21 protein-coding genes are annotated in these 22,680 nt (G+C 62.2%); 7 read left to right on the top strand and 14 right to left on the bottom strand.

Annotated elements, in window-relative coordinates; translation table 11 throughout:
* The first annotated feature begins 186 nt into the window (after window positions 1-186).
* Entirely contained in the window at window positions 187-1,074 is an 888-nt protein-coding gene (locus tag BLW50_RS17415; RefSeq protein ID WP_090709275.1) for a prephenate dehydrogenase/arogenate dehydrogenase family protein, read from the top strand.
* On the opposite strand, the gene BLW50_RS17410 is transcribed toward BLW50_RS17415, so the two are convergent.
* From BLW50_RS17410 to BLW50_RS17370, 9 genes are all read right to left on the bottom strand, one after another.
* Window positions 1,008-1,823 carry an SDR family NAD(P)-dependent oxidoreductase gene (locus BLW50_RS17410; RefSeq protein WP_090704793.1) on the bottom strand — a complete coding sequence of 272 codons (816 nt, stop codon included), beginning with the start codon at window positions 1,821-1,823 and terminating at the stop codon, window positions 1,008-1,010. The genes BLW50_RS17415 and BLW50_RS17410 overlap by 67 nt on opposite strands.
* Before the next feature lie 15 nt (window positions 1,824-1,838).
* Window positions 1,839-2,696 (bottom strand): class I SAM-dependent methyltransferase, encoded by an 858-nt coding sequence (locus BLW50_RS17405; protein WP_090704791.1) that lies wholly within the window; start codon window positions 2,694-2,696, stop codon window positions 1,839-1,841.
* 11 nt (window positions 2,697-2,707) lie between these two features.
* Window positions 2,708-3,964 (bottom strand): MFS transporter, encoded by a 1,257-nt coding sequence (locus BLW50_RS17400; protein ID WP_090704789.1) that lies wholly within the window; start codon window positions 3,962-3,964, stop codon window positions 2,708-2,710.
* A 78-nt stretch (window positions 3,965-4,042) separates the two neighbouring features.
* On the bottom strand, window positions 4,043-5,140 hold the full coding sequence (locus BLW50_RS17395) for an LLM class flavin-dependent oxidoreductase (RefSeq protein ID WP_090704788.1): 1,098 nt from the start codon (window positions 5,138-5,140) through the stop codon (window positions 4,043-4,045).
* 78 nt (window positions 5,141-5,218) lie between these two features.
* A complete protein-coding gene (locus tag BLW50_RS17390; protein WP_090704786.1) occupies window positions 5,219-6,073 on the bottom strand; it encodes an alpha/beta fold hydrolase in 855 nt (284 codons plus the stop codon).
* Window positions 6,074-6,100: 27 nt separating this feature from the next.
* Window positions 6,101-6,838, bottom strand: a complete 738-nt coding sequence (locus BLW50_RS17385; RefSeq protein WP_170850216.1) for a GntR family transcriptional regulator — start codon at window positions 6,836-6,838, stop codon at window positions 6,101-6,103.
* A 329-nt stretch (window positions 6,839-7,167) separates the two neighbouring features.
* Entirely contained in the window at window positions 7,168-8,766 is a 1,599-nt protein-coding gene (locus BLW50_RS17380; protein ID WP_244544288.1) for a gamma-glutamyltransferase family protein, read from the bottom strand.
* Between the two features lie 71 nt (window positions 8,767-8,837).
* Complete coding sequence (locus BLW50_RS17375; RefSeq protein ID WP_170850215.1) at window positions 8,838-9,734, bottom strand: DUF3829 domain-containing protein; 897 nt, start codon at window positions 9,732-9,734, stop codon at window positions 8,838-8,840.
* A gap of 140 nt (window positions 9,735-9,874) precedes the next feature.
* Window positions 9,875-10,561: an isochorismatase family protein gene (locus tag BLW50_RS17370; protein WP_170850214.1), complete on the bottom strand. Its 687-nt coding sequence runs from the start codon at window positions 10,559-10,561 to the stop codon at window positions 9,875-9,877.
* A 102-nt stretch (window positions 10,562-10,663) separates the two neighbouring features.
* Here BLW50_RS17370 and BLW50_RS17365 point away from each other — a divergent pair, with 102 nt between their 5' ends.
* From BLW50_RS17365 to BLW50_RS17355, 3 genes are all read left to right on the top strand, one after another.
* Complete coding sequence (locus tag BLW50_RS17365) at window positions 10,664-11,122, top strand: hypothetical protein (RefSeq protein ID WP_090704779.1); 459 nt, start codon at window positions 10,664-10,666, stop codon at window positions 11,120-11,122.
* A 231-nt stretch (window positions 11,123-11,353) separates the two neighbouring features.
* Window positions 11,354-12,418 (top strand): quinone oxidoreductase family protein, encoded by a 1,065-nt coding sequence (locus BLW50_RS17360; RefSeq protein ID WP_170850213.1) that lies wholly within the window; start codon window positions 11,354-11,356, stop codon window positions 12,416-12,418.
* Window positions 12,419-12,516: 98 nt separating this feature from the next.
* On the top strand, window positions 12,517-14,199 hold the full coding sequence (locus BLW50_RS17355) for a SulP family inorganic anion transporter (protein ID WP_090704775.1): 1,683 nt from the start codon (window positions 12,517-12,519) through the stop codon (window positions 14,197-14,199).
* A gap of 90 nt (window positions 14,200-14,289) precedes the next feature.
* Here BLW50_RS17355 and BLW50_RS17350 read toward each other — a convergent pair whose 3' ends face one another.
* Window positions 14,290-15,918 (bottom strand): SDR family oxidoreductase, encoded by a 1,629-nt coding sequence (locus BLW50_RS17350; RefSeq protein ID WP_280141500.1) that lies wholly within the window; start codon window positions 15,916-15,918, stop codon window positions 14,290-14,292.
* 5 nt (window positions 15,919-15,923) lie between these two features.
* Window positions 15,924-16,331 carry a thiol-disulfide oxidoreductase DCC family protein gene (locus BLW50_RS17345; RefSeq protein ID WP_090704774.1) on the bottom strand — a complete coding sequence of 136 codons (408 nt, stop codon included), beginning with the start codon at window positions 16,329-16,331 and terminating at the stop codon, window positions 15,924-15,926.
* A gap of 369 nt (window positions 16,332-16,700) precedes the next feature.
* Between BLW50_RS17345 and BLW50_RS17340 the strand changes: the two genes are divergently transcribed.
* The 3 genes from BLW50_RS17340 to BLW50_RS17330 are packed head-to-tail and all read left to right on the top strand — an operon-like array spanning window position 16,701 to window position 20,446.
* A complete protein-coding gene (locus tag BLW50_RS17340) occupies window positions 16,701-17,459 on the top strand; it encodes a gluconate 2-dehydrogenase subunit 3 family protein (protein ID WP_244544286.1) in 759 nt (252 codons plus the stop codon).
* Between the two features lie 3 nt (window positions 17,460-17,462).
* A complete protein-coding gene (locus BLW50_RS17335; protein ID WP_090704771.1) occupies window positions 17,463-19,223 on the top strand; it encodes a GMC family oxidoreductase in 1,761 nt (586 codons plus the stop codon).
* A 2-nt stretch (window positions 19,224-19,225) separates the two neighbouring features.
* On the top strand, window positions 19,226-20,446 hold the full coding sequence (locus BLW50_RS17330) for a cytochrome c (protein ID WP_090704769.1): 1,221 nt from the start codon (window positions 19,226-19,228) through the stop codon (window positions 20,444-20,446).
* An 18-nt stretch (window positions 20,447-20,464) separates the two neighbouring features.
* Here the strand turns inward: BLW50_RS17330 and BLW50_RS17325 are convergent, their stop codons facing one another.
* The 3 genes from BLW50_RS17325 to BLW50_RS17315 form a co-directional block, all read right to left on the bottom strand.
* The gene (locus tag BLW50_RS17325) at window positions 20,465-21,484 is read right to left on the bottom strand and encodes a Bug family tripartite tricarboxylate transporter substrate binding protein (protein ID WP_090704768.1); all 1,020 of its coding nucleotides are present in this window, start codon (window positions 21,482-21,484) and stop codon (window positions 20,465-20,467) included.
* A gap of 378 nt (window positions 21,485-21,862) precedes the next feature.
* Complete coding sequence (locus BLW50_RS17320) at window positions 21,863-22,324, bottom strand: SRPBCC family protein (protein ID WP_090704766.1); 462 nt, start codon at window positions 22,322-22,324, stop codon at window positions 21,863-21,865.
* Window positions 22,317-22,643, bottom strand: coding sequence for an ArsR/SmtB family transcription factor (locus tag BLW50_RS17315; protein ID WP_090704765.1), 327 nt, complete (start codon window positions 22,641-22,643; stop codon window positions 22,317-22,319). The genes BLW50_RS17320 and BLW50_RS17315 overlap by 8 nt, the downstream gene beginning before the upstream one ends.
* Window positions 22,644-22,680: the final 37 nt, after the last annotated feature.

Below are 22,680 nucleotides of genomic sequence, written 5' to 3'. Positions count from 1 at the left end.
CAGTTTTGCCGCATTGACCTCGCCGCGCCTTTACGGCTAAGGGAGGCGCCATGAGCAACGCCCCCTTCCAGACGTCGTATTACCCGCCGCGCATCTAGCGGCAGGAAGGGCTTTGTCTTTTTCAACCGCTGTCGAGCCAGCGGTTGGAACGTGACCTCTGGCGTTTGTCCCAAGAGGTCCATTGTGTTGTCTGGTCAATCTTCTGCAAATCCCCGCCAACGTCCGCGTCTTGGCCTTATCGGCTTCGGCGCCTTCGGCCGCCTGATGGCCGAGCATCTACATCCGTTTTTCGATCTGCGCTGCCACGATCCCAAATACGCAGCCGGCGATGCGCAAACGCCGCAAGGTGTTACCCAAGGCGTCACCCTCGTGAGTTTATCCGACGCGGCGCGCTGCCCGATCGTCGTTCTGGCCATGCCGGTGGCGGCCATGGCGCAGGCGGTCGCGGCCATCGCGCCGCATTTGTTGCCAGGCGTGCTGGTGCTCGATGTCGGCTCGGTCAAGACGTTGCCGGCGCAGATCATGGCGGCTGGGCTGCCCGCTCATGTCGATGTCGTTGGCACCCATCCGCTGTTTGGCCCGCAAAGCGCACGCAATGGCCTTGCTGGTTTGAAGATCGCGCTTTGCCCGATCCGCGGTCAGCAGACGCCAAGGATCGCGGCTTTCCTGCGCCGCCATTTCGCGCTCGATGTCATCGTGACGACGCCGGAGGCGCATGATCGCGAAGCGGCTGCCGTGCAGGGCCTCACCCATCTCATCGCCAAAGTTCTGGTGCAGATGGAGCCCTTGCCCTCCACCATGACGACGCGCAGCTTCGACCTGCTGATGGAAGGCATCAACATGGTGCGCGACGACGCGCCGGAAGTGTTCGACGCGATCGAGCGCTTGAATCCGTTCGCTGCGGAAATGCGGCGCAAGTTCTTCGGCTTGGCCGCTGAGCTTGCCGAGGAGTTGGAGAACGGAGGCAAAGCGCAAGGCGGCGAGCACTCATCGTCGGCCCGCGTCGCTCATGCGGCGGTTGGCGAGAGCAACATCACGCCTGACTCAACAGGCAAAAGCACGCCGTTGATGTAGGCGGCCGCATCGGATGCGAGGAACAAAGCGGCGCGCGCGATGTCCCAAGGCGTGCCGGCCTTGCCGCTGGGCAGCGCCGCATTGCGCTTGGCTTTGCGCGTCGCCGCTTCCACTGGATCGCCGCCTTCGTAGACGCTGAGACCGACGGGAGTATCGATGAAGCCCGGCAGGATGGCGTTGCAGCGGATGCCGTGGCGGGCGTTTTCCAAAGCCACCGCCTGGGTAAAGCCGTTTACCGCAGCCTTGGATGTCATATAGGTGACCGCCGCGCCGAGAAACCGCGCGGAGGCCAGGGCTGAAATATTGACGATCGATCCGCCTTTCCGTTCGATCATATGCGGCAGCACGGTGCGGGTGGCGAGAAACATGCTGCGCACATTCAGCATCATGATGCGGTCCCAGGTCTCCACATCGGTCTTGAGCACCGAGCCGAAGGTGAGAATACCGATATTGTTGTGCAGAATGTCGACGCTGCCGAAGCGCTGTATGGCCGCGGCGACGATCTCGTTCACCACGGTTTCGTCGGAGGCATCGCCGACCAAGCCGAGACATTCATATCCCTCGGCCGTGATCGCATCGGTGGTTCCCGCCAGGGCCTGAGCTGAGACATCGACGGCGACGACTTTGGCGCCGGCGCGGGCGTAAGTGATGGCGGTCGCCCGTCCATTGCTCATCTCGTCAGGCTTGATGGAGCCGGCGCCGATCACCAACGCCACTTTCCCGGTCAGTTCATCTGGTCTCGGGTCCATAATGTGCCGTCCTTTCTAGGTGGTCGCGACGAGCAGATCCTCGCCATGGCTTGGTGGCCGCAGGCCATCGCTCCGGCCGGTGAAATAGCGCTCGGCCAGTGTTGCGCCCGAGATGTGCTGGGCGTCTTTGAAGCCGGCTTCGCGCGCCAGGGCGAGAAGCTCGTCCGGTGCGAAGAAACTGAGGAAGGGCGTGCCGCTGGCGCGCGCGCCTTTGGCGGCCATTTCAAATCCTGGCCGCACATCCGCATCCATCAGTTCAAGCGGCAGCAGGAATGTCATGGCCAGCGACGAGCCCGGCGCCTGCGCCGCGATCTGGCGCAAGGTCGCCGCCACCGCCTCTTTCGTCAGATACATGCTGACGCCGGTCGAGGCGACGACGGCGGGCCGTTTGATATCGAAGCCGTTCTCCACCAATCGCTGTTGCCATTGATCGCCAGCCTCGAAATCGACCGGCACGAGGTGCAGCCAATTGGGAATGCCATAGCCACAGTCGATGAGCCGTTGCCGCTTCCAGGCCTGCGTGCCCGGCTGATCGATTTCGAAAACATGCAGGCCGGAGGCTATCTCCGGCCGGCGTTGTGCGAAAGTGTCGAGGCCAGCGCCAAGGATGACATATTGGCTGACGCCCTTGGCCGCCTGTTCGATGGCGAGATCCTCGATGAAGCGGGCGCGGGCGACGATCGAGGCGCGAAACAGCCGCGTGAACTGCGGGTCCATGTCGGGCCGCTGCCGCCAACCAGCGTCCGGCGCCACCAGCTTGAGGCCGATGTCGTCGACCAGCACAGGCGGCGGCGCGTCGACCTCCACATGCAAGGCTCGCCACAGGGCGACCCGCACCGCCGTGTTGTCTGGTTCGGTGCGCTGGTCCGACATGCTCTTCTCCTTTATTCCGCCGGTGCTGTGGCGGGCGCGGTGGCGCTCGCCTCTCGCTTGGCGAAGCGCGGCAGACTGGCAAGGAGTAGGGTCGACAGCAAGAGGCCGGCCGATGACCAGGCGAGCGCCGTCGTATAATCGCGTGCCTGGTCAAAAGCGAGGCCGACCAGATAGGGTCCGATGGCGCTCCCGACCATGAAGGCGGCGAACAGCCAGCCATAGATCTGCGCGAAGGCGCGATTGCCATAATAACGGCTGACCAGAAAGGCGAGCAGATCGGTTTCAGCACCAGTGCCGACGGCAAACAGCACGATGGCCAGGATGACTTGCGCTGCCGGCGCGCCAGGCAAGATCAGTATCGCCACGCCAATGGCCGAAACCAGAAAGCACAGCGCGCCGATCCAGGGGGCGAAGAAGCGGTCGAACAGAAAGCCGCAGACGACACGGGCGATCAGGGCGACGACGAACATCACGCTGAGAGCCGCGACGCTCAGATGCTGCGGCACGCCACGGTCAGACAGCAGTGCCGGCAGATGGATCTGAATGCCGTGCAGAGCTAATGCCGCCACCAGGAAGACCAGAAACATGGTGGCAAAACTGCGCGTCTTCATCGCATCGCTCATGCGGCACTCTCCGCTCGTGTCGCGGGACGAAGGCTTGCCGCCAGCAGCGGTCATGGCAGGCGCATGCGCGCCGACATAAAGCACGGTCGGAATGCCGATGACGATCGGGAGTGCGGCCAGACCATAGAAGCCGGCCTGCCAGCCATAGGCCTGCAACAGGGTGACGGCGATGAGTGGCGCCACCGCCATGCCAAGCGGCATGCCCGCCATGGCGAAGCCGAGCGCCAGGCCGCGCGATTTATCGAAGACCGCCGACAGCACTTTGACGTAGATGACGGCACTTGAAGCCGTACCCACGGCACCGATCCAGCCGGCGGTTACGTAAAGACCCATGAGGCCGAATTGCGTGATGGCTGTCGGCATGAACAACAGACCCGCCGCAATTCCGAGGATCGAAATGATGGCCGGACGAACAATGCCATAGCGATCGATGATCCAACCGGCGATTGGCATGGCGATGGCCATGGCCAGTCCCATCACGGTGATGGCGAGCGAAATTTCGGCGCGGCCCCAGCCGAAGGCCGCGTTCAGCGGCTTGAGAAACACCGCTAGCGGAATCAAAGCCACCGCCAGCAAGGAAACACCGACGCCCAGCACGGCGGCGGCGATCAGCATCCAGTTCTGCCTGTTGAGATCATTCTGCATTGCTCTCTCCCCCTCTTATGAAGATCGTTCTGTTAAATGCGAAAGCGGCGGGGTTGATGCCCCGCCGCTTCGCAAACGTCAGAATGGTTCGTGATCGCGCAGCCGTGGGATCACCTGTTCGCCGAACAGCCGGATCGAGCGCATCAAGGCCTCCTCCGGAATGTTGCCGAAATTGAACTCGCCGAAGAATGTGTTGAACATGCCTTCGCTCGACCAGCGGCGCAGCTTGTTGGCCACCGTCTCGGGCGAGCCGATCAGCACCAGGTCGTTCTCGATCAAATAATCGGGATCGAGCAGATTGAGGATGATCTCGCCGGCGCCCTTGTCGCCGCGCACTTCGAAGTAAGCGGCGGTCTCCTTCTGCTTCTTGCGGATCTCGTCCCAGTCGTCGCCGGTGGAGAAGAAACCTTTATAGGCATTGCCCGCGTCGGCCTTGGCTTTGGCGATGGCCTTTTCGTCGGTCTCGTCCACATAGACGACGGTGGAATAGGCGATGTTGGGCGTGCCCGCATGGCCGTTTGTCTTCCAGCCAGCGAGATAGGGCGCGTAGCGGGTCGCGGCTTCCTGGCGCGGAAACAACAGGAAGTAGCCGGTGTGCAGGCCAAGTTCGGCGCACAGCTCCAATGTCGGCGGATCGCGCGTTTCCATCCACATCGGCGGCCACGGCTTTTGCACCGGCCAGACCGACAGGTCCATGTCCTTGACCTTGATCAGCGCGCCGTCCCAATCAACCGTGCGGCCAGCGGCACCTTCGCGATAGGCATGCTGCATGAAGCGCGCGAATTCCTGGGTGATGGCGCGGCGATCGGCGAAATTGGCGCCGAAATTCTTGAAGTAGCTGTCCTGAATGCCGGGCACGAGGCCGAGTTCGACACGGCCATTGGTGATCTGGTCGGCCAGCGCGATCTCTTCGACGAGGCGCACCGGATGATGCAGCGGCACCACATGGCCCATGGCGCCGAGCTTGATGCGCTTGGTGCGCGCGCCGGCCGCCGCCACATACATGTTGGGCGACGACATCCAGCTTTCCTGCGGCGTGAAATGATGTTCGACGCTGAAGGCATAGTCGAAGCCGAGTTCGTCGCAGAGCTGGATCTCGCGCCACAATTGTTCATAGCGCTGATGCGGCGTCATGCCGGGCTTGCCCCAGACATGGGCGAAATGGGCGAAACGCATGGTCGTGCTCCCTCAATGGCGCGCCCGTTCACGGGGCCGCGCGATGCAATTTTTTTCAAACGCTGGCGAAGCGATGTCTCAGGCGGTCCTGAGGTAATCGAGCGCCATGGCGTTGAACCTGTCGGCATGTTCGATGTGCGAGCAGTGGCCCGATTGGGCGAACACCTCGAAGCGGCCGTTGCGCAACATGCGGCGGCCGTTTGCCATCGCCCCTTCGGGCTCGGCGATCAGCTTGTCGTTCTGTCCGGTGATGAGCAGCAGCGGCACGGTGCAGGCGCTGTAGTCGGGCTTTGGCGGTCCGGCCGAGACGCGGCCGGGCATGCGAAAGCGCGCTGCTTCGATGGCTTCCCAATGACCGGGTGTCAGCGCGCTCTGTTGACGACGCTCGACATAGTCTTCGTCCGCTGGCCAGACAGGGCTGTGAAAGCTGGCGGCGACAATGGCGCGCATCGCTTCGCGCTGGCCATCATAGGCGTTGTGCGCTTGTCGCCCCGGTCCCGGCGTCCCGATCGACGACGGGCTGACCAGAACCATTTTGCGCACCGGCAGCACGCGGCGGTCGTCGCTGCCGGGCTCCGACATCCATTGCAACAGGAAGGAGGCGGCGCAGCTGTTGCCGATGAAATCGGCTTCCTCGATGGCGAAAGCCGCAAGCAGCCGCTGCAGTTGGCGTAGGCGCGGGAACAAAGGATTGCGGCCGAAGTCGTAGGTTTTGTCGCTGCCGCCGTAGCCGATCCAGTCTGGCGCGATAACGTGAAAGTGCTGCGCCAGCGCGGCGATGTTATATTCGAAACTGATCTCGGCGCAGGCGCCGAATTCGCAGCTGTGTAGCAGGATCAGATGCGGCTGCATCGTGCTGCCAGCCTCGAGATAGCGCGTGGTGACGCCATCGATCACGATTGTTTTGGTGTCGGCACCGTGGACAGGACGCAAGACTGAACTCCACAACGGAAAACACGCTTATTCGGCGTCGAACTCATCGGCATTGAGGCCAAGGGAGAACAACGGACCGGGCTGCAGCATGTGGGAAACGGCGACAGCGGCGCCGTCAGCTTCGTCGATCCACCAGATCGACAGCATTGGCGAAGCCGTTGGCACCTTGAACATCATGGCGAAGCGCGGCGAGGCGAGGATCGCTTCGGCCCACATTTTTGTCGTGGTCACGGGCGTGCCGGTGACGGCGCTGAGCTTTGGCAGAAAATGCTTGGCGGCGGCGATTTCGGCGATGACGCTGTTGAAGCGGGGATGCAGATAGCGCCGCACGCCCCAGGACGGCTCGCTTTCCGACATGCGGATGAAGAAGGGCACCGGATCGTCGATGGCGACTTTGAGAATATTCGCCACATGAGGCGGGGCCGGCATGCCGGCGTGTCGGGTCAGCCGTTCGGCCTGGTCAGCAAGCGCGATGGCCTCGCGCCAATCATGCTGCACGCGGCCGACCGTCGTATCGGCCTGGGTCGTCAACGCCCGCACGAAGGTGCCGCGCCCGACATGGCGGTTGATCAGGCCTTCCCGTTCCAGCGCTTCCAGCGCCTGCCGCACGGTGGCGCGGCTGACGCTGTATTGCGCTGACAGGTCCGCTTCGGAGGGCAGGCGATCGCCGGGGCTCAATTCGCCGTCGATGATCTGTCCGCGGACGATCGTCTCAAGCTGCCGATAGAGGCTGAGGTCCCCTTGATCGAGAGAAAGCTGCGTCATACTCGCCCCGCTGATTGGCTTGATTGTCCGGTTGACCGTACCAATAGGCCGATTGTAATGCAAGGGCCTGTCGGCATATTGTCGGACAAAATCCATGTGGCGCTGCACCCGCGCGCGCCTCTTGGTGACGGCAGGATGCCATAAAAGCCACTGATTTATGAGGGTGTTAGCTTCAATTCGTGCCCGTCCGCCGAAGGCAGCTGCAGGCGGCAAAAATTTTCAAAGCTGGGCTATAGCGTTTCACAGCTCGACGGAATCGTCGAGCGCCATGAGGACGCGTCCAAGTAAGAGGATCTAAGCAAAATCACGTTTCTACTGAAACGTTTGCTCTAGATGCCCAGCGCCGCGCCATCGCTGCGCGGGTCCGTCGCGCCTTCGATCCGGCCGTCCGCCGTCCGCGTAATCGCGCCGGCATGGCCCATGGTGCTGCTGAACGGTTCGAGCAGTTCGACGTCGTGGCCAGCCTGGCGCAGGGCCGCGACGAGAGTTGGATCGAACCGGTTTTCCAGGCGCAGGTTCACCTTGTCTTCGCCCCAGGTCGCGCCGAGCAGCCAGCGCGGCGCCGAGATCGCCGCTTGCAGGTCTTGGCCGAAATGCACGTGGCGTGTGAACAGCGCCGATTGGGTTTGCGGCTGGCCTTCGCCGCCCATCGTGCCATAGGTCATCCAGCGCCCATCGTTGAGGCGCGCCATCGCCGGGTTGAGCGTGTGATAAGGTTTGCGGCCCGGCCCGATCGTGCGCGGAGAACCCGGCTGCAAGCTGAAACTGGCGCCGCGATTCTGCCAGCAGATGCCAGTCTCAGGCAGCACCACGCCGCAACCGAATTCAAAGAAGGTCGATTGGATGAAGCTCACCGCATTGCCGGCGTCGTCCATCGCGCCCATCCAGATCGTGTCGCCAGGTGTTGCGGGTTGCGGCCAGGGCAGGGCCGTGCGGCGATCGATGCGATTGACCATGGCTTGCACCTGATCGTCGGCGAGAAAAGCCCTGACGTCCTGGGTCATCGTGCCGGGATCGCCGATATACTTATCGCGCACCAGGAAAGCTTGCTTGGTTGCCTCGATCAATCCATGAATGTGATCGAAGCTTTCGCCGTGCGCCACTTTCAGGCGATCGAATTGCGCCAGGATGAGCAGCGAGGCGAGGCCCTGCGTCGGCGGCGGCATGTTGTAGAGCTGGCCGACGCCGGTCTTCACGGTGAGCGCTTCAACCTGTGTGGCTTGGTAGCCTGTGAAGTCGTCGAGCGTCAGCGGTGAGCCGCAGCGGGCAAGATCAGCGGTGATCGAGCGGGCGAGATCGCCACGATAGAAATCCTCCGTGCCTTTCGCCGCGAGTTGCCGCAGGGTGCGTGCCAGCACGGGAAAGCGCATCGTCTCGCCGCAGGCCGGCGGGCGACCGCCGACGAGATAGGTCTGGGCAAAGCCCGGCTGCAAGGCCAGCTCGGCGAGCTTCGACGTCGTCAGCGCCGCCTGGGTCTCGCTCACCGTGATGCCGGCCTCCGCATGGGCGATGGCATCTTCCACGAGCCGCGACAGCGGCAGGCGTCCGCCGATCTCACGCGCCATGGCGAGCGCCGTGCCCCAGCCGGCGATCGTGCCGGCGACCGTATTGGCCGCAAGCGGACCACGCGGCGGCACCGCGTTGAGCTTTTTCTCGGCATAGAAAGCCGGTGTCGCCTTGCGCGCGGCCGTGCCGCTGGCGTCGATGGCGAGGGGCGCCGCGCCAGCGCGCGAGATCAGCCAGAAGCCGTCGCCGCCGATCGAATTCATGTGCGGATAGACCACCGCGATGGTGGCGGCGGCTGCGACCATCGCCTCGATGGCATTGCCGCCTTCCTGCAAGACACGCAGGCCGGCCTGGCTTGCGAGCGCATGTGGCGCGGTGACCATGCCTTTGTTGGAGCGGTTGGTGGTAAGATTGCGAGGCATGACACACCCTCGAAGGCGAGAGAGAAAGGGAAGAGCCCGGTGGCGATCAACCACCGGGACAGGGTTTGAGCTTACTTACTGATTTCATCAAGCAGGTTACGTCCGCCGCCGGCATTGATCTGGCTGCGCAGATAGACGAAGCGGTTGCGTGGCCGTTGCTCGCCATATTCCTGCAGCAGCTTTGGCTTTTCCTTGATCTCACGCACGGTCTTGCGCATTTCCACCGCGACGTCTTTGTTGAGGTCGCGATAAAAGCTCGAGGCAGCCAGCGCCGGGTCGGCGAGCCGCTTCTCCACCATTTCTGAGAGGGCCTTGGTTTTCGTATCGAGCGCGGCGAGATCTGCCTTGGTGCCCTTGGCCAGTTCGTTGGACAGGTCGCGGGCCATCTGCCAGTCGCTCAAGCGCTGCTGCGCGGCGGGCTTGTTTGATGAAGCAGACACAAGATCGGGTGCGCGCTTCTCGGCATAGGCGGTGAAGATGTTTTCCATCTCCTGGCTAACGTCGAAACAGGCCTTGCCGGCGGCGACCAGGCGCGTGTTGATTTCGTCGCCCTTCTTGTACTTGTCGTCCTTGAAATCCTTGGCGTTGATATAGTCGGCAAGCGTGCTGAACTCGGGGGCGGACGTCTTCAGGATGTCATTGGCCTTCTTCATCGCCTCGGCCGCCTGAGCGCGCGTCGGTTCCGGCAGCGCCTGGGGCGCGGGTGGCAAGGTCTGATAGAAACGCGCCGAATAATGCATCGAGAGGACCGGCGACTTGCCGCTGCGCCAGCGCTCATAGGAATTCGATTGCCAGAGCGTCCAGGCGGCGCCGCCGCATTCACTCGTCAGCGTGCGATAGACGTTCCAGAATTGCGAAACGGCCCGATCGTCCGTAGCGGAAGGTTTGGGCTGCGCCAAAACCGGCAGAGCGGCGAAGCTAGCGGAAAAGACCAGGCTCGCGATCAAAGCATTGCGAAATACGCGCATCTTCATCCCATGAATTAAAAAGAATGCGCCGATCTAGGGAGCATCGGCGCGGCAAGTCAAGGTGAGGCTATGCCGATGCTTGCTGGGATGCGCGCCTTATCGCTTGTGCAATTGATATTCCTATCGAAACGCGATTTGGCCTAGGCTGTAGCGTGCTTGAATGAATCAGAAATGTCATCAACGGAAGACACCCAACCGAAAAAGCTGGCGATATTGAACTCGGTCGCTTCCTGCATGAACGCAGGGCCAACGGCCATGCAGGCATCCGCCACCATGATGCCGAAATAGCCCAAATGATAGGCGGCGCGCAGGGCTGACTCGACGCCGACATTGCTGGAAATGCCGCAGACAAAAACGGTGTTGATGTTTCTGGCCCGTAAGAGGCGATCGAGATCGGTGCCGGCGAAACCATTGTCAGCCGATTTCTGGATCAGCACGTCGTCTGGCTGAGGCTGCAAGCTTTCGATCAGCTCATAGTCCCATGTGCCGCGTGTGAGAATGCGACCTTGTTCTTGCGGATGGGCGCGCATGTAACGCAGGGCGTTGGATTTATGCCAGAGCGGCGAGCCGGGGCCAGACGCTTCGTGATAATCGGGCGAGAAGCCATTCTGCATGAGAACGACCGGCAGACCCGCGGCGCGGGCGGCATTGCAGAATTGCTCCACCTTGGTGGCCGTCGCGGCGGCCGGGCCGATATCAAAGCCGATACGATCGAGATAGCCCGAGGGCGCGCAGAAGGCGTTCTGCATATCGTTGACGAGGACGGCCGCGCGGGACAGGTCCACCTCCAGCGCCGCGGGTTTGGCTTTGATCGACACTTTTGGCATTGCGGTCCCTTGTGCATAATCGAAGAATGGGATCGTGGAGGAAGCCTCCCCTTTCATCCGATGTCAATTCAAGGAACAGCCAGCGATATTGGAACCCATGAGATGACGGTCGATCCGAAAATGGCGCGCTTGATGGATGCCGTTCAGCAACTTCAGAGCGGAGATGTACAAGGCGCAAAACGACGGCTTGAGGCGCTGTGGGCCGAGGGAGAAGCCGATCCCGATCCGCTGCACCAATGCAGTCTGGCGCATTTCCTCGCCGACGCGCAGGACCATGTCGCCGATGAACTCCGTTGGGACCTTCGCGCGCTTGAAGCGGCGGGTAAGGTGACGCAGGAGCGGGTGTTGGCCTTCGACGCCACGCTGTCGTTGAAGGATTTCTATCCCTCGCTGTATCTCAATGTCGCCGATGCCTATTTCAGACTCGGTGATCGTGATAATGCGCAATGCTATCTCACGATGGGCCTCGACTATCTCGCCGGCTTTCCCGAGAACGGTTATGGCGCAATGATCCGTGGCGGCTATGACCGGCTTGCGGCAAACCTCGCGCAAGGCCGTTGAGTTTCAGAACCGTTCGAGATCCCGTGTAGAGCGAAGCTGCGCTCGCGCTCATTGTCTGGGCTCGGCGGCAACAGCGCGTAATGGCTCCGCGATGCTCACCTGTTGTCGCCGATAGCGTCAGTCCTCCCATTTCCCATACCGGCATGAACCATCAATATGACAGAATTCTGTCTTTACGACATATAGCTGTCAATATAATGGTCGGGTATGTGGGCGAAACGAGGAGTTGGCATGAAAGCGGTTCGTATTTTTGACCATGGCGGTGTCGACAAACTGGTCTATGGCGATTTTCCCATGCCCGAGATCGGCCCGCGCGACGTGCGGGTGCAAGTCACGGCAACAGGCGTGTCCTTGTGGGACATCAAATATCGTCGGGGCGAGTTGCCGGTGCTGCCGGGCCGACCTGCTTTTCCCATGCCGATGCAACTTGGTCGTGATGCGGCGGGCCGTGTCGAGGCGGTGGGCCGCGACGTGACGGCCTTCGCTGTTGGCGACCGTGTGGTTGGCCTGGTCCATCCAGCCAATCCCGCCTCGGCGCTCACTGTTCGTGGCTTCGGCAATCTTTCCACCGAGATCGAATATCCCGGGCACACTCTCTTTGGCGGCAACGCGCAATTCGTCGCCCGCCCGGAAAGCTATTGGATGAAGTTGCCATCAGGAGCGAGTGAAAGCGCGGCTGCGGCAGCGTTATGGTCCTATTCCACCGCCCATCGCATCCTCGCCGATCGTCTCGGCGCGCACCTCGGCGATAGTGTGCTGCTGATCGGCGCATCGGGCGGCATGGGCTCGGCGACGCTTGATCTGGCTGAGTTGATGGGTCTGCGGGTGATCGCGGTGACGCGCTCCGCCCAGAAGAAAGCCTTTCTCGAAGCCCGTGGTGCGGCCGCCGTCGTCGTTCTCTCCGGCAAGGATGATGCTGCGGCGGTCAGAGCATATGCGGATCAACTGGGTGTCGACGGTGCCATCGATTACAGCGGCGATCCCACAATGCTGAAACTGGCGATCGATGTGCTGCGTCCTGGCGGCACGCTGGTTGTCGCTGCCGTCGAAGGCGGTGGCGGCCCCGTGCCGCTCACCACCCGCGACTGCCTGCGCCTCGAGATCAATCTGCGTGGCGCGCGCGCCTCGACCCTTAACGATCAACGCTGCGTGATCGACCTGCTGGGGCAGGGCAAGATCGAACCCGCGATTCACACGGTCTTACCGCTATCGGCCATCGGAGAAGCCCATACTCTGCTCGAGTCTGGCACCGTATCGGGACGGATTCTGCTCGATCCTTGGGGCGAAAGAAGCTGACGTCGGCATCCTGTGAAGATGGCGGGCAAATCGCTTATGCTGCCGTTCCATCCGAGTCGGACGTTTGAGAAGGCTTGGGCAAGAGGTCTGGGCAAGAGATGCGTTTTCCGCTGTTGAAAGGGATTCTGCCGCTCGACCGGGCGCAGGCGCTACGCGACATCGTCGCCGGCGCGACGCTTGCGGCCATGAGCATACCGCAGGTTCTCGGCTATGCCCGTATCGCCGGCATGCCGGCCGTCAACGGTCTTTACACGGTGCTGTGGCCGACGGTGGCTTTCGCCATTCTCGGCGCCTCGCGCCATCTTGTCGTCGCGGCGGATTCCGCAACCGCCACCATCCTTGCCAGCCGCTTGACCGCCATGGCGCCGATCGGCAGCGCCCAATATGTTGCGCTGGCTGGCATGGTGGCGTTGCTCACCGCCGGCTTGCTGTTGCTGGCGCGCATTTTCAAACTCGGCTTTCTCGCCGACTTTCTATCGCGCACGGTGCTGGTCGGTTTTCTCGCCGGTGTCGGCGTGCAGGTGGCCATCGCCATGCTGGGCGACATGCTCGGCCTGCGCGATCAGCCCCATAACACCATCCAGCAGGTGTGGCTGATCGTTCAATCCCTGGGCAAGATCCACCTCCCCACCTTGATCATCTCCACCGTGGTGGCGGTGGGCATTCTGGCTTTAAAATATTGGATACCGCGTGTGCCGGGGCCGCTTCTCGCCGTGGTGCTCGGCATTGCCGCCAGCTATCTGTTCGATTTCGCTGGCCGAGGCATTTCTGTTCTTGGCCAGGTGCAGGGCGGTTTGCCCGGCTTGCATGTGCCATTGGTGAGCTGGCAGGAAACTTTGGCGCTGCTGCCGGTGGCCGGGGCCTGTTTCGTGATGATCATCGCGCAAAGCGCCGCCGCCGGGCGCGCCTTCGCCGATCGTTATCGCGAACGGGTTGATGCCGATTCCGATATCCTGGGCCTGGCCGCCGCCAATGCGGCGGCGGCTGCCAGCGGCACCTTCGTCGTCAATGGCAGCCCCACCCAGACCGCCGCCGCCGATAGCGCCGGTGCGCGCAGCCAATTGGCGCAGCTCGCTTTCGCCGCGATCGTCGTTTTCGTGCTGCTGTTTCTCAGTGACTGGCTGCAATATCTGCCCCATGGCATTCTGGCCGCTCTGGTCTTCACCATTGCCATCGGCCTTGTGAACGTCAAAAGCCTGCGCGCGATTTTGCGTGAAAGCCCTGGCGAGTTCGGGCTCGCCTTCACCACCGCCGCTGCGGTGGTGCTCATCGGCGTCGAGCAAGGCATTCTGTTGGCGATCGTGCTGTCGTTGCTGCGCCATGTCCGTCACAGCTACCGTCCGCACACGACCATGCTGGTGCAAGGCAGAGACGCCCGATGGATGCCCGCGCGGGCGACGCCAGGCGCCGAGACCGCGCCGGGCCTGATCGTCTTTCGCTTCGGCGCCGATCTCTTTTATGCCAACGACCATTTCTTCGTCGAGGAAGTCAACGCGCTCGTCGATTGCGCGCCCCATAAGGTGCATTGGCTGGTGATCGATGCCAGCGCCATCACCGATATGGATTATTCCGCTTCCCGCTCCGTCGCCGATGTCTGCACAACGCTGTTGCAGAGCGGTGTCGAAGTCATCTTTGCCCGCGTTAGCCAATATTTGCGCGCCGATTTGGAGCGGCACGGCATCGTCGCTCTGCTCGGCGAGACCCGCATTTTCGCCACCCTGCATGAGGCGCTTGTCGTCGTCGGCGTCAAAACGCCGGTCGAGCCAAGCCCGGAGACTTAGACATAATAGACCCGCACCGCAGGCATTTCTTAATGGTCTACCACGCGCTCCTGGATTGCCGCGTTGCTACGCTCCTCGCAATGACGGGCGTCACGTCTTCAAATCCGGATCGAGCCAGCCTTTGTAATGCACCACCAGGCCGATCTTCGGCAAAGCGATCGGCACATCGAAATGGAAGCGGCCGTCTTCCTGCCATTCGCGTGCGACGCCCTGTGGCGCTGCCGACAAGGGCAGAGGCAGGCCGCAGAAGCTCCAGCCCTTGATTTGCATGGCGAGCCCCTTCTCGTCGCAAGGCAGATCGAAGCGAAAGCGCAGCGGCCCGAAGCGCTCCGTCAGCGTGTTGCCTTTGGCGCTGAGATGACTTCTGAAACGGCTGTCACCGAAGCGGCGGGTCCAGTATTCGACACCATTCTCTTCGCTGAAGGCGACATGCAACTTGTGCAGACCGGCGGGCGGAAAACCCATCATCCAGGCGGCAAATTTCGCCACCGGATGGTCGCCACGCTCGACCTGCGCCTCGCCCGAAGCGCCGCCGTCGCCGCGCATATCGTGCAGGGTGCGCACCTTCTCCGGCAGGCGGGCGAAATCGGCGCCGGCGACGCGCGCATAGAGTGGCGGCGGCAGTAGGGTCTGGCTCTGCTCATGGCGGATCGACAGGGTTGCGAACAGAGGCTCGAAATCGGCCAGGGTCAGCAGCTCGCCGGCATCGCGTGCGCCAGGCTCGATCTCGCCCGCCAGAATCTTTTCGGCGAGGAGGGCGGCGGCCAGCGTCGGGATTTCCGGCCCGTCGCCATTGGCGGCGATCAGGGTCCATTGCCGCTCGATAAAACGTCCGTCCATCTCGCCGGTCATGGTGACGGCCATGGCCGAACGCTCATCGCTGAACCGCGCGGTGAGGCGCCGTAGCGGCCCCAGCAGGGGCGCCAGCGGCGCGAGCGATCCATGTCCGATCCAGCGTATTGGCCAACTCGCCAGCCAGAGCGCGAGCGTCTGGCCGGCGAATTCCGTGCCGGCGCGAAAGGTCACGGCGGGGCGACCGGGGAGGGCCGCGGGCAACAGGTCATGATCGGGCACGTCGGCCAAGGCGAGCCAGCGGTTGCGCAGCGCTGCGCCATTGGCGAGGCGGAAGGTCTGCCGGCGCAGCTCCTGCCAGCCCCAGGCCCGATCCCAGTTCTGGCCGCGCCACAGCTGCAGCGGCTTACCGACATAACTGAGAATGGCGGCCGCGACCGAAGAGCCTGCGGTGGCCCGGTTCGAGGCGCTGATGGCGATCTCCACCCGGCGCACCCGCGACAGGCCTTGGGCCAGTTGGCGGGCGACCGCGCCCGACAAAGCCGGCACGCTGGAGGCACCCGAGATGATGGCGACGCCGGCATCGCGGGCCGGCACATCGAGCTCTTGCATTTGGGTCACAAAGGCGCGGGCGTCGGCAAGGTCGAGATAGGGAATCGAGGCGGCGATACAGGCGCACGCCAGCCGGTTGTCGCTGTTTTGAAAAGGGCCGGCCGCATCGATCACCAGTTTGGGATGGTGGGCTGATAGCAAAGGCCCGAGATCGCCGTTGCGATCGGCGACCACGGCGGTGGCCATCGGCAGAGGCGCGCAGAAGGCCTCGGCTTTATCGGCGGAGCGGCCGGCGACAAGCACCTGATGGCCCTGTGCCAGAAGACGGCGCGTCAAGCGTGCGCCAAAGCCGCCATATCCACCGATGATGAGCACGGCGCTCAGAGGACGCGCTCCGCATCGGCGGCCGTCGGCACCCAGCAGGTGTCGCGCCGGCCAAACAGTCGATAGCGATGGCGGGCGATCAGGCGATAGAGCGGGTCGCGCACGGCCCTGGGCACGAGACGCAGAGTGGCGAAGCCCCGCCAGGGCCAGCCGAGCCCTTCGCAAATGGCGAGAATGGCGTCGCTGTCGCGGCGCAGCTGTTCTCCCTCGACGAGAATGAGGCTGTCTGGATTGTCGGGGTTCAGGCCGAAGCGTCGATAAAGGCCGGCGCCGGTCGCGCCCTGCAGGGTGGCGAGTTTGAAGTGGCGGCGACGATCATGACGAAGCACGAACTGCGCATTGGTCGAGCACAACACGCAGTGCGCGTCAAAAACGATGATCGGCTCGTGAGTCGATCCAGCCATATGGGTATGATGAAGCGCGAGCGTAGGTAGATCAAGGGCGCTTCGTGTTGTGCGCACAGGAGAAGGCGGCCATGCGCAAAAATCATGGAACTTTCATTTGACGTCGTCACGCTGACGATTTCAAGGAACGGTTCTGTCTTCGTGCGATCATCGCCAAAATGCGTGGAACCGCGTCTAAGTGCACGATGCAGCGTGAGGCGAGGCAACTCTGCGCCGGCTTGAATGCCGAGCGCTGCGACGTTCCTCGTGCGTCGCAGCAGGGGCGATCCCGCGCATTTCATTCAATTCGAAAAATGAAATCGCTTGACCATGAGATCGAACGGGAGTGCTTTTCATTGGTCTGATTCAAATATTGTCAGTGAGGATCACGTGTCCCACGAAGCAGCGCCATCGGCGTCTGTCACGCGCCGGCATTTTTTGGCGTCAACGGCGTCCATCGCCTTTCTGGCCTCGGCCGGTACCCACACCTCCGCGGCAAGCATATCGGGCGCCTTGCCCTGGCAGGCCTATAGCGCGGCGCCGCCAACGCCCGTCGTGCCAGGCGCGTGGACCTTCTTCACCCCGGCCGAGGTGCGTGTCGTCGAGGCGATTGTCGATCGGCTCATCCCGGCCGATCAGCTGAGTGTCGGCGGCAAGGACGCCGGCTGTGCTGTCTTCATCGACCAGCAGCTTTCGGGCGCCTATGGCAGCGCGCAAAATCTCTACATGCAGCCGCCCTTCGCCAATGGCACGCCATCGCAAGGCTTCCAATCGCCGCTGTCGCCCACAGGTCGCTATAGGCAAGGGCTCGCGGGGCTTGATGCCTATTGCAAGGCGAATTTCGCCGGCAAGAGTTTCGATGGGCTGAGCCCGGCCGAGCAGGACGACCTTTTGAAGAAGATGGAAGCCAACAGCGTCAAGTTTGACAGCGGCGACGCCAAGAGCCTGTTCGAACTGATCCTGCAGAACACCATGGAAGGTTTCTTCGCCGATCCGATCTATGGCGGCAACAAGGACATGGTGAGTTGGCGCATGATCGGCTTCCCCGGGGCGCGCTACGACTATCGCGACCATATCGACAAGCACAACCAGCCCTATCCGCACCCGCCCGTCTCGATCATGGGCAATTCAACCTGGTCAAGGCGGTAACACATGGCCCGTAAACTCCCCCGCCGCGATGTGGTGATTGTCGGCCTCGGCTGGACCGGCGCGATATTAGCCCATGAACTGACCGATGCCGGTTATGACGTCGTTGCCATCGAACGCGGTCCCTGGCGCGACACGGCCACCGATTTCAACGTTGGCTATATGCCCGACGAATTGCGCTATGCGATCCGCCAGGATCTGTTCCTCAAACCGGCGCAGGAAACCTTCACCTTCCGCAACAACACGACGCAGACGGCCTTGCCGATCCGCGAGTTCGGCTCGTTCCTGCCGGGCAATGGCGTCGGTGGCGCTGGCGTGCATTGGAACGGCCAGACCTGGCGTTTCTTTCCCTCCGATTTCGAACTCAAGAGCCATCTCGATCAACGGTATGGCGCTGGTTTCGTCCATAAAGATCTGCAGGTGCAGAATTGGGGCGTGACCTATGACGATCTCGAGAACTCATTCGATCGTTTCGAATATCTAGCCGGCATTGCCGGAAAAGCCGGTGTGTTGAAGGGGCAGGTCCAGCCAGGCGGCAATCCGTTTGAAGGCTCGCGCCAACGTGAATATCCTCTGCCGCCGTTGAAGATGAGCTATGCGCCAACGCTGTTCGCGCAAGCATGCAAGGGCATGGGTCTACACCCTTTCCCGACACCATCCGCCAATGCATCGGAAGCCTATGTCAATCCGCTCGGCATCTCGATGGGGCAGTGTACCTATTGCGGCTTTTGCGAGCGCTTTGGCTGCGGCAATTATTCAAAGGCCAGCGCCCAGACGACGATTCTGCCGCTGCTGATGCGCAAATCCAATTTTGAAGCGCGCACTTTATGCGAAGCGACACGCATCAATCTGCATCCCACCGGCAAGCATGCCACGGGCGTCACCTATGTCGATGTGAATGGCGAGGAATTCGAACAACCAGCCGATCTTGTTCTGCTGTGCGCCTTTGGATTGCACAATGTCAGATTGATGCTCTTATCGAAGATCGGTCAGGCCTATGATCCGAGCACGGGCGAGGGTGGGGTCGGGCGCAACTATTGCTATCAGACCAATTCAGCCCTTCAGCTCTTCTTCGACAATAAGAATTTCAATCCTTTTGCTGCCACCGGCGCGTTTGGGCAAACGGTCGATGACTTCAATGGCGACGCCTTCGATCACACGGGGCTCAATTTCGTTGGTGGCGCCGGCATCAACTGCAACCCGACCAACGGCCGACCGATTTCCAATCGACCCGTGCCGCCGGGGACGCCGCGTTGGGGCTCGGACTGGAAGAAGGCGACGAAGGACAATTATCTCAGCTCGTTCACTTACACGAGCCAGGGATCGAGCTATCCGATCCGCGGCAATTACCTTGATCTTGATCCGACCTACAAGGATCGGTTTGGCAATCCGCTGATGCGCATGACGTTCGACTTCTCAGATAACGACATTGCCATGTCGAACTGGGTGACCGATCGCATGGAGGAGATCGCCAAGGCGCTACAGCCACGCCAGGCGGTCCCCGCGCGCCGCAGCAAACCCTATAGCATCGTGCCTTACCAAAGCACGCACAATACGGGCGGCGCGATCATGGGGGCCGATCCGAAAACCAGCGCGCTTAATCGCTATCTGCAAAGCTGGGACGTGCATAACGTCTTCGCCATTGGCGCCTCGGCCTTTCCGCAGAATGCCGGCAAGAATCCAACTGGTACGGTGGGCGCGCTCGCCTATTGGGCGGCTGATGCCATCATCCAGAAATATATGCGCAACCCTGGCCCGTTGGTGTAGGCATGACCAGAACGATCGCACTTCTGATCGCAAGCGCTTTGACGTCGGCGATAGCCGGCAGCGCGCAGGCGGCCGACGAGCAGAATTTTCCGCAGATCGAGGCCGGTCGCAGAATTGCGATCGAGGGCGATTGCGCCGGCTGTCACACGCTCGATCCATCGAAGCCGTTTGCCGGCGGCGTCGTGTTGCAAACGCCGTTCGGCGCGCTTGTTGGCTCCAACATTACGCCCGATCCGGAAACCGGCATCGGTGCGTGGAGCCTGAGCGATTTCAAGAATTCGCTGCATGCGGGCCTCGGCAAGGATGGCAAAAGGCTTTATCCGGCCATGCCTTATACAGCCTTCACCAAGATGACCGACAGCGATGTCGCCGCCTTGTGGACCTACATGCGCAGCGTCAGCCCGGTCCGCAATCCGGTCGAATCCAATCAACTGCCGTTCCCCTTCAGCATTCGCCTGTCGATGCTGGGTTGGAACATGCTGAACTTCTCACCCGGCCGCTTTAAGCCCGATCCGGCGCGCTCGGCCGAATGGAATCGCGGCGCCTATCTGGTCGACGGACCGGGCCATTGCGGCACCTGCCACACGGCAAAGACGACGCTCGGCGCTGATGACAGCAGCAAGCCGCTGCGTGGCGGCCTGTTGCAGGGTTGGTACGCGCCCGACATCACCGGCGATAATCGTAAAGGCCTTGGCGGTTGGGACAATGACGACATCGTCCGCTATCTAAAGACCGGCGCCAATGGCCACACTGTCGCGTCGGGGCCGATGATCGAGGTGATCCAGAAGTCCACCTCCAAGATGCCCGACGCCGATCTGCGCGCCATGGCGGTTTATCTCAAGCAGACGACCACGTCGTCGCCGTCGGTGACGCCTGTTGCCGCCACCGATCCGGCGATGGTGGCTGGCGGCGCCATCTACAAGGATACCTGCGCCGCTTGCCACAAGGACGACGGCACGGGCCAACCCAACATGTTCCCGCGCCTGGCCGGTAGCGCCATCGTGCAGTCGGACGATCCAGCCACCTTGCTGCGCGTCGTCATGGCGGGCGGGCAGGGCGCCTATACCAAGGGCGCGCCGACGACGCCGGCCATGCCCTCCTTCGCCTGGCGGCTCAACGACCAACAGGTGGCCGATGTGCTCACCTATGTGCGCAACGCCTGGGGCAATGCGGCGGCGCCGGTTTCCAGCACCAGCGCCAAGGACAGCCGCGGCGCGCCTTGAGCGCGTACACCGTCGGCATCACTGGCTGATGCTGACGCCGGTTTTCTCGATCGGCCCCTTCCACTTGTCGACTTCCGTGGCGACGAAACGCTTGAGATAGTCGGGCGACATCCGATCGGGTGAAACGATCACCGCGCCGATGGCTTCCAGCCGCTGGCGCGGTTCGTCCGCCGCCAGCACTTGCGCTGTCGCTTCGTTGAGTTTTTTGACGATCGGCGCAGGCGTGCCCTTGGGCAGGAACAGGGCGAACCAGGTGCCGGCCTCGAAATCGGGCAAGCCTTGTTCGGCCGCCGAAGGTACGTCCGGCATGACTTTCAACCGGTCGTGGCCGAGGATCGCCAGGGCGCGCGTCTGTTTCGATTCCTGGGCCAGCGGCAGCGCCGCCGTGCTCGTCGGGCAGAAATAGTCGACGCGGCCAGAAATCAGATCCTGATAGAGATCGGAGGCGCCGCGATAGGGCACGTGGGTGACGTCGACGCCGATGGCGGCGTTGAGGAAGACGCAGGCGAGATGATTGGAGGAGCCTGCGCCCGGCGATGCATATTGCATCTTCGCCTGGTTGGCCTTGGTATAGGCGATGAACTCAGCCAAATTCTTCACCGGCATGCTGTTGGTGGCGAGCAGGACGATCGGCACGTCGACCACCAGCGCCACCGGTTCGAAATCCGTGCGCGAGTCATAGAGCGGTGATTTGTAGAGCGTCTGGTTCTGCGCATGGGTGCCGACGGTGCCCAGCAGCGCCTGATAGCCATCGGGCGCGGCTTTCGCGACGCGCGATGAGCCGACCATGCCGCCAGCGCCGGTGACATTCTCGACGATGACCGATTGGCCCAGCACGGGTGTCAGGTAATTGGCCAGGATGCGCGCCACCACATCGGCGCCACCGCCAGCGCCGAGCGGCACCACCAGCGAGATCGATCGGTTCGGCCACTCCTGCGCCTGCGCCTGTTGGCTGGCGCAGAGGGCGCTGACGAGCAAGAAGGACGCGGCGATACGCTTGCTGAGGGTAAAGGCGTGGCGCGCGATCGGCATCGTCATCGGTGCGGTCTCCAATGTTCAGGAGTTCAAGCGCGCACTCTCACGGCGAGGCTGCGCAAGCAAAAGTCGCACCATCTAAACATCGCGTGCGGGAGCGGCCTAAGGAAAAGAAGTTTCAGAGGACACAACCAAATGTTGGGGCCGGTTGTCGTATCTCCCGCAACCTTGGTGTCATCCCGGACGCGCTGAAAGCGCGATCCGGGATCCAGGGCAAACGCTCGAATCTCGAAAGCCACTGCGCCGCAGCCATTTATCTTGTATGTGTTACCGCTCGCCCCGGATCCCGGATCACGCTGCGCGTGTCCGGGATGACACCAAGGCTTCTGTCCATCCTCGCAACTGATCGTTATTCACCCACCAAGCGTAATTCTACGCGCGTCACATGCCTTCCGGCCATTTGCGTGTCGCCTCCAGCGACTCGCCGGTTTCCAGCAGGCTCTTGAGGCTGGCGAGGATCAGCGGCCAGCCGCTGGCAACGCCTTCGATCAGTTTCGAGCCGTCGCGTTGCATTTCATGCACGAGAGAAAGTTTCATCATCTCGCCCTGTTGTTCGAGCTCGATGGTCAGCAGCGAGAAGCCTTCTTCTTTCAGCTCGGGTTGAAACTCGTTGCGCCAGGAAATGACCAGCCGCTTCTCCGGTTCGATCTCGACAATCTCGCCAGCATCGCCGACGCGCCCGTCGGGGATCATCAGCTTCCACGAGGCGCCGGGCTGCCACGTGCTGTCTTGCCAGGTTTCCGCCCAGTAGCGGCGGGTGAACTGCGGATCGATCAGCGCCTGCCAGAGTTTCGCCGGCGTGGTGCGGATGAAGGTGACATAAACGAAGCGGGAGTTAGGCATCACTTTCTCCTTCGAGGCGCTGTTTCAGATCGGCGAGCAGGCGCAGGCGGCCGTGTTCGTATTTGCCAATCCAGCGATCGGCGATGGCGTGGATCGGCACGGGGTTGAGGAAGTGCAGTTTCTCGCGGCCGCGCTTGCGCGTGGCGATGAGATTGGCGGCCTCAAGGATCGCCAAATGTTTGGTTACAGCCTGCCGGGTCATGCTCAGTCCGGTACAGAGTTCACCGAGCGTCTGGCCATTGCGGGCAAACAGCCGGTCCAGCAATTGTCGCCGGCTCCCATCGGCCAATGCTCGGAAGACCGCATCGAGAGCATCCATGGCGGCTATAATAGGCAACCATTTAGTTGCATGTCAA

Origin of the sequence: Beijerinckia sp. 28-YEA-48, from assembly GCF_900104955.1 — a bacterium.
In the GTDB taxonomy this organism is placed as follows: Bacteria; Pseudomonadota; Alphaproteobacteria; order Rhizobiales; family Beijerinckiaceae; genus Terripilifer.
The sequence above is the reverse complement of the archived record's forward strand: the minus strand, read 5'-3'. Positions and strand labels throughout refer to the sequence as shown.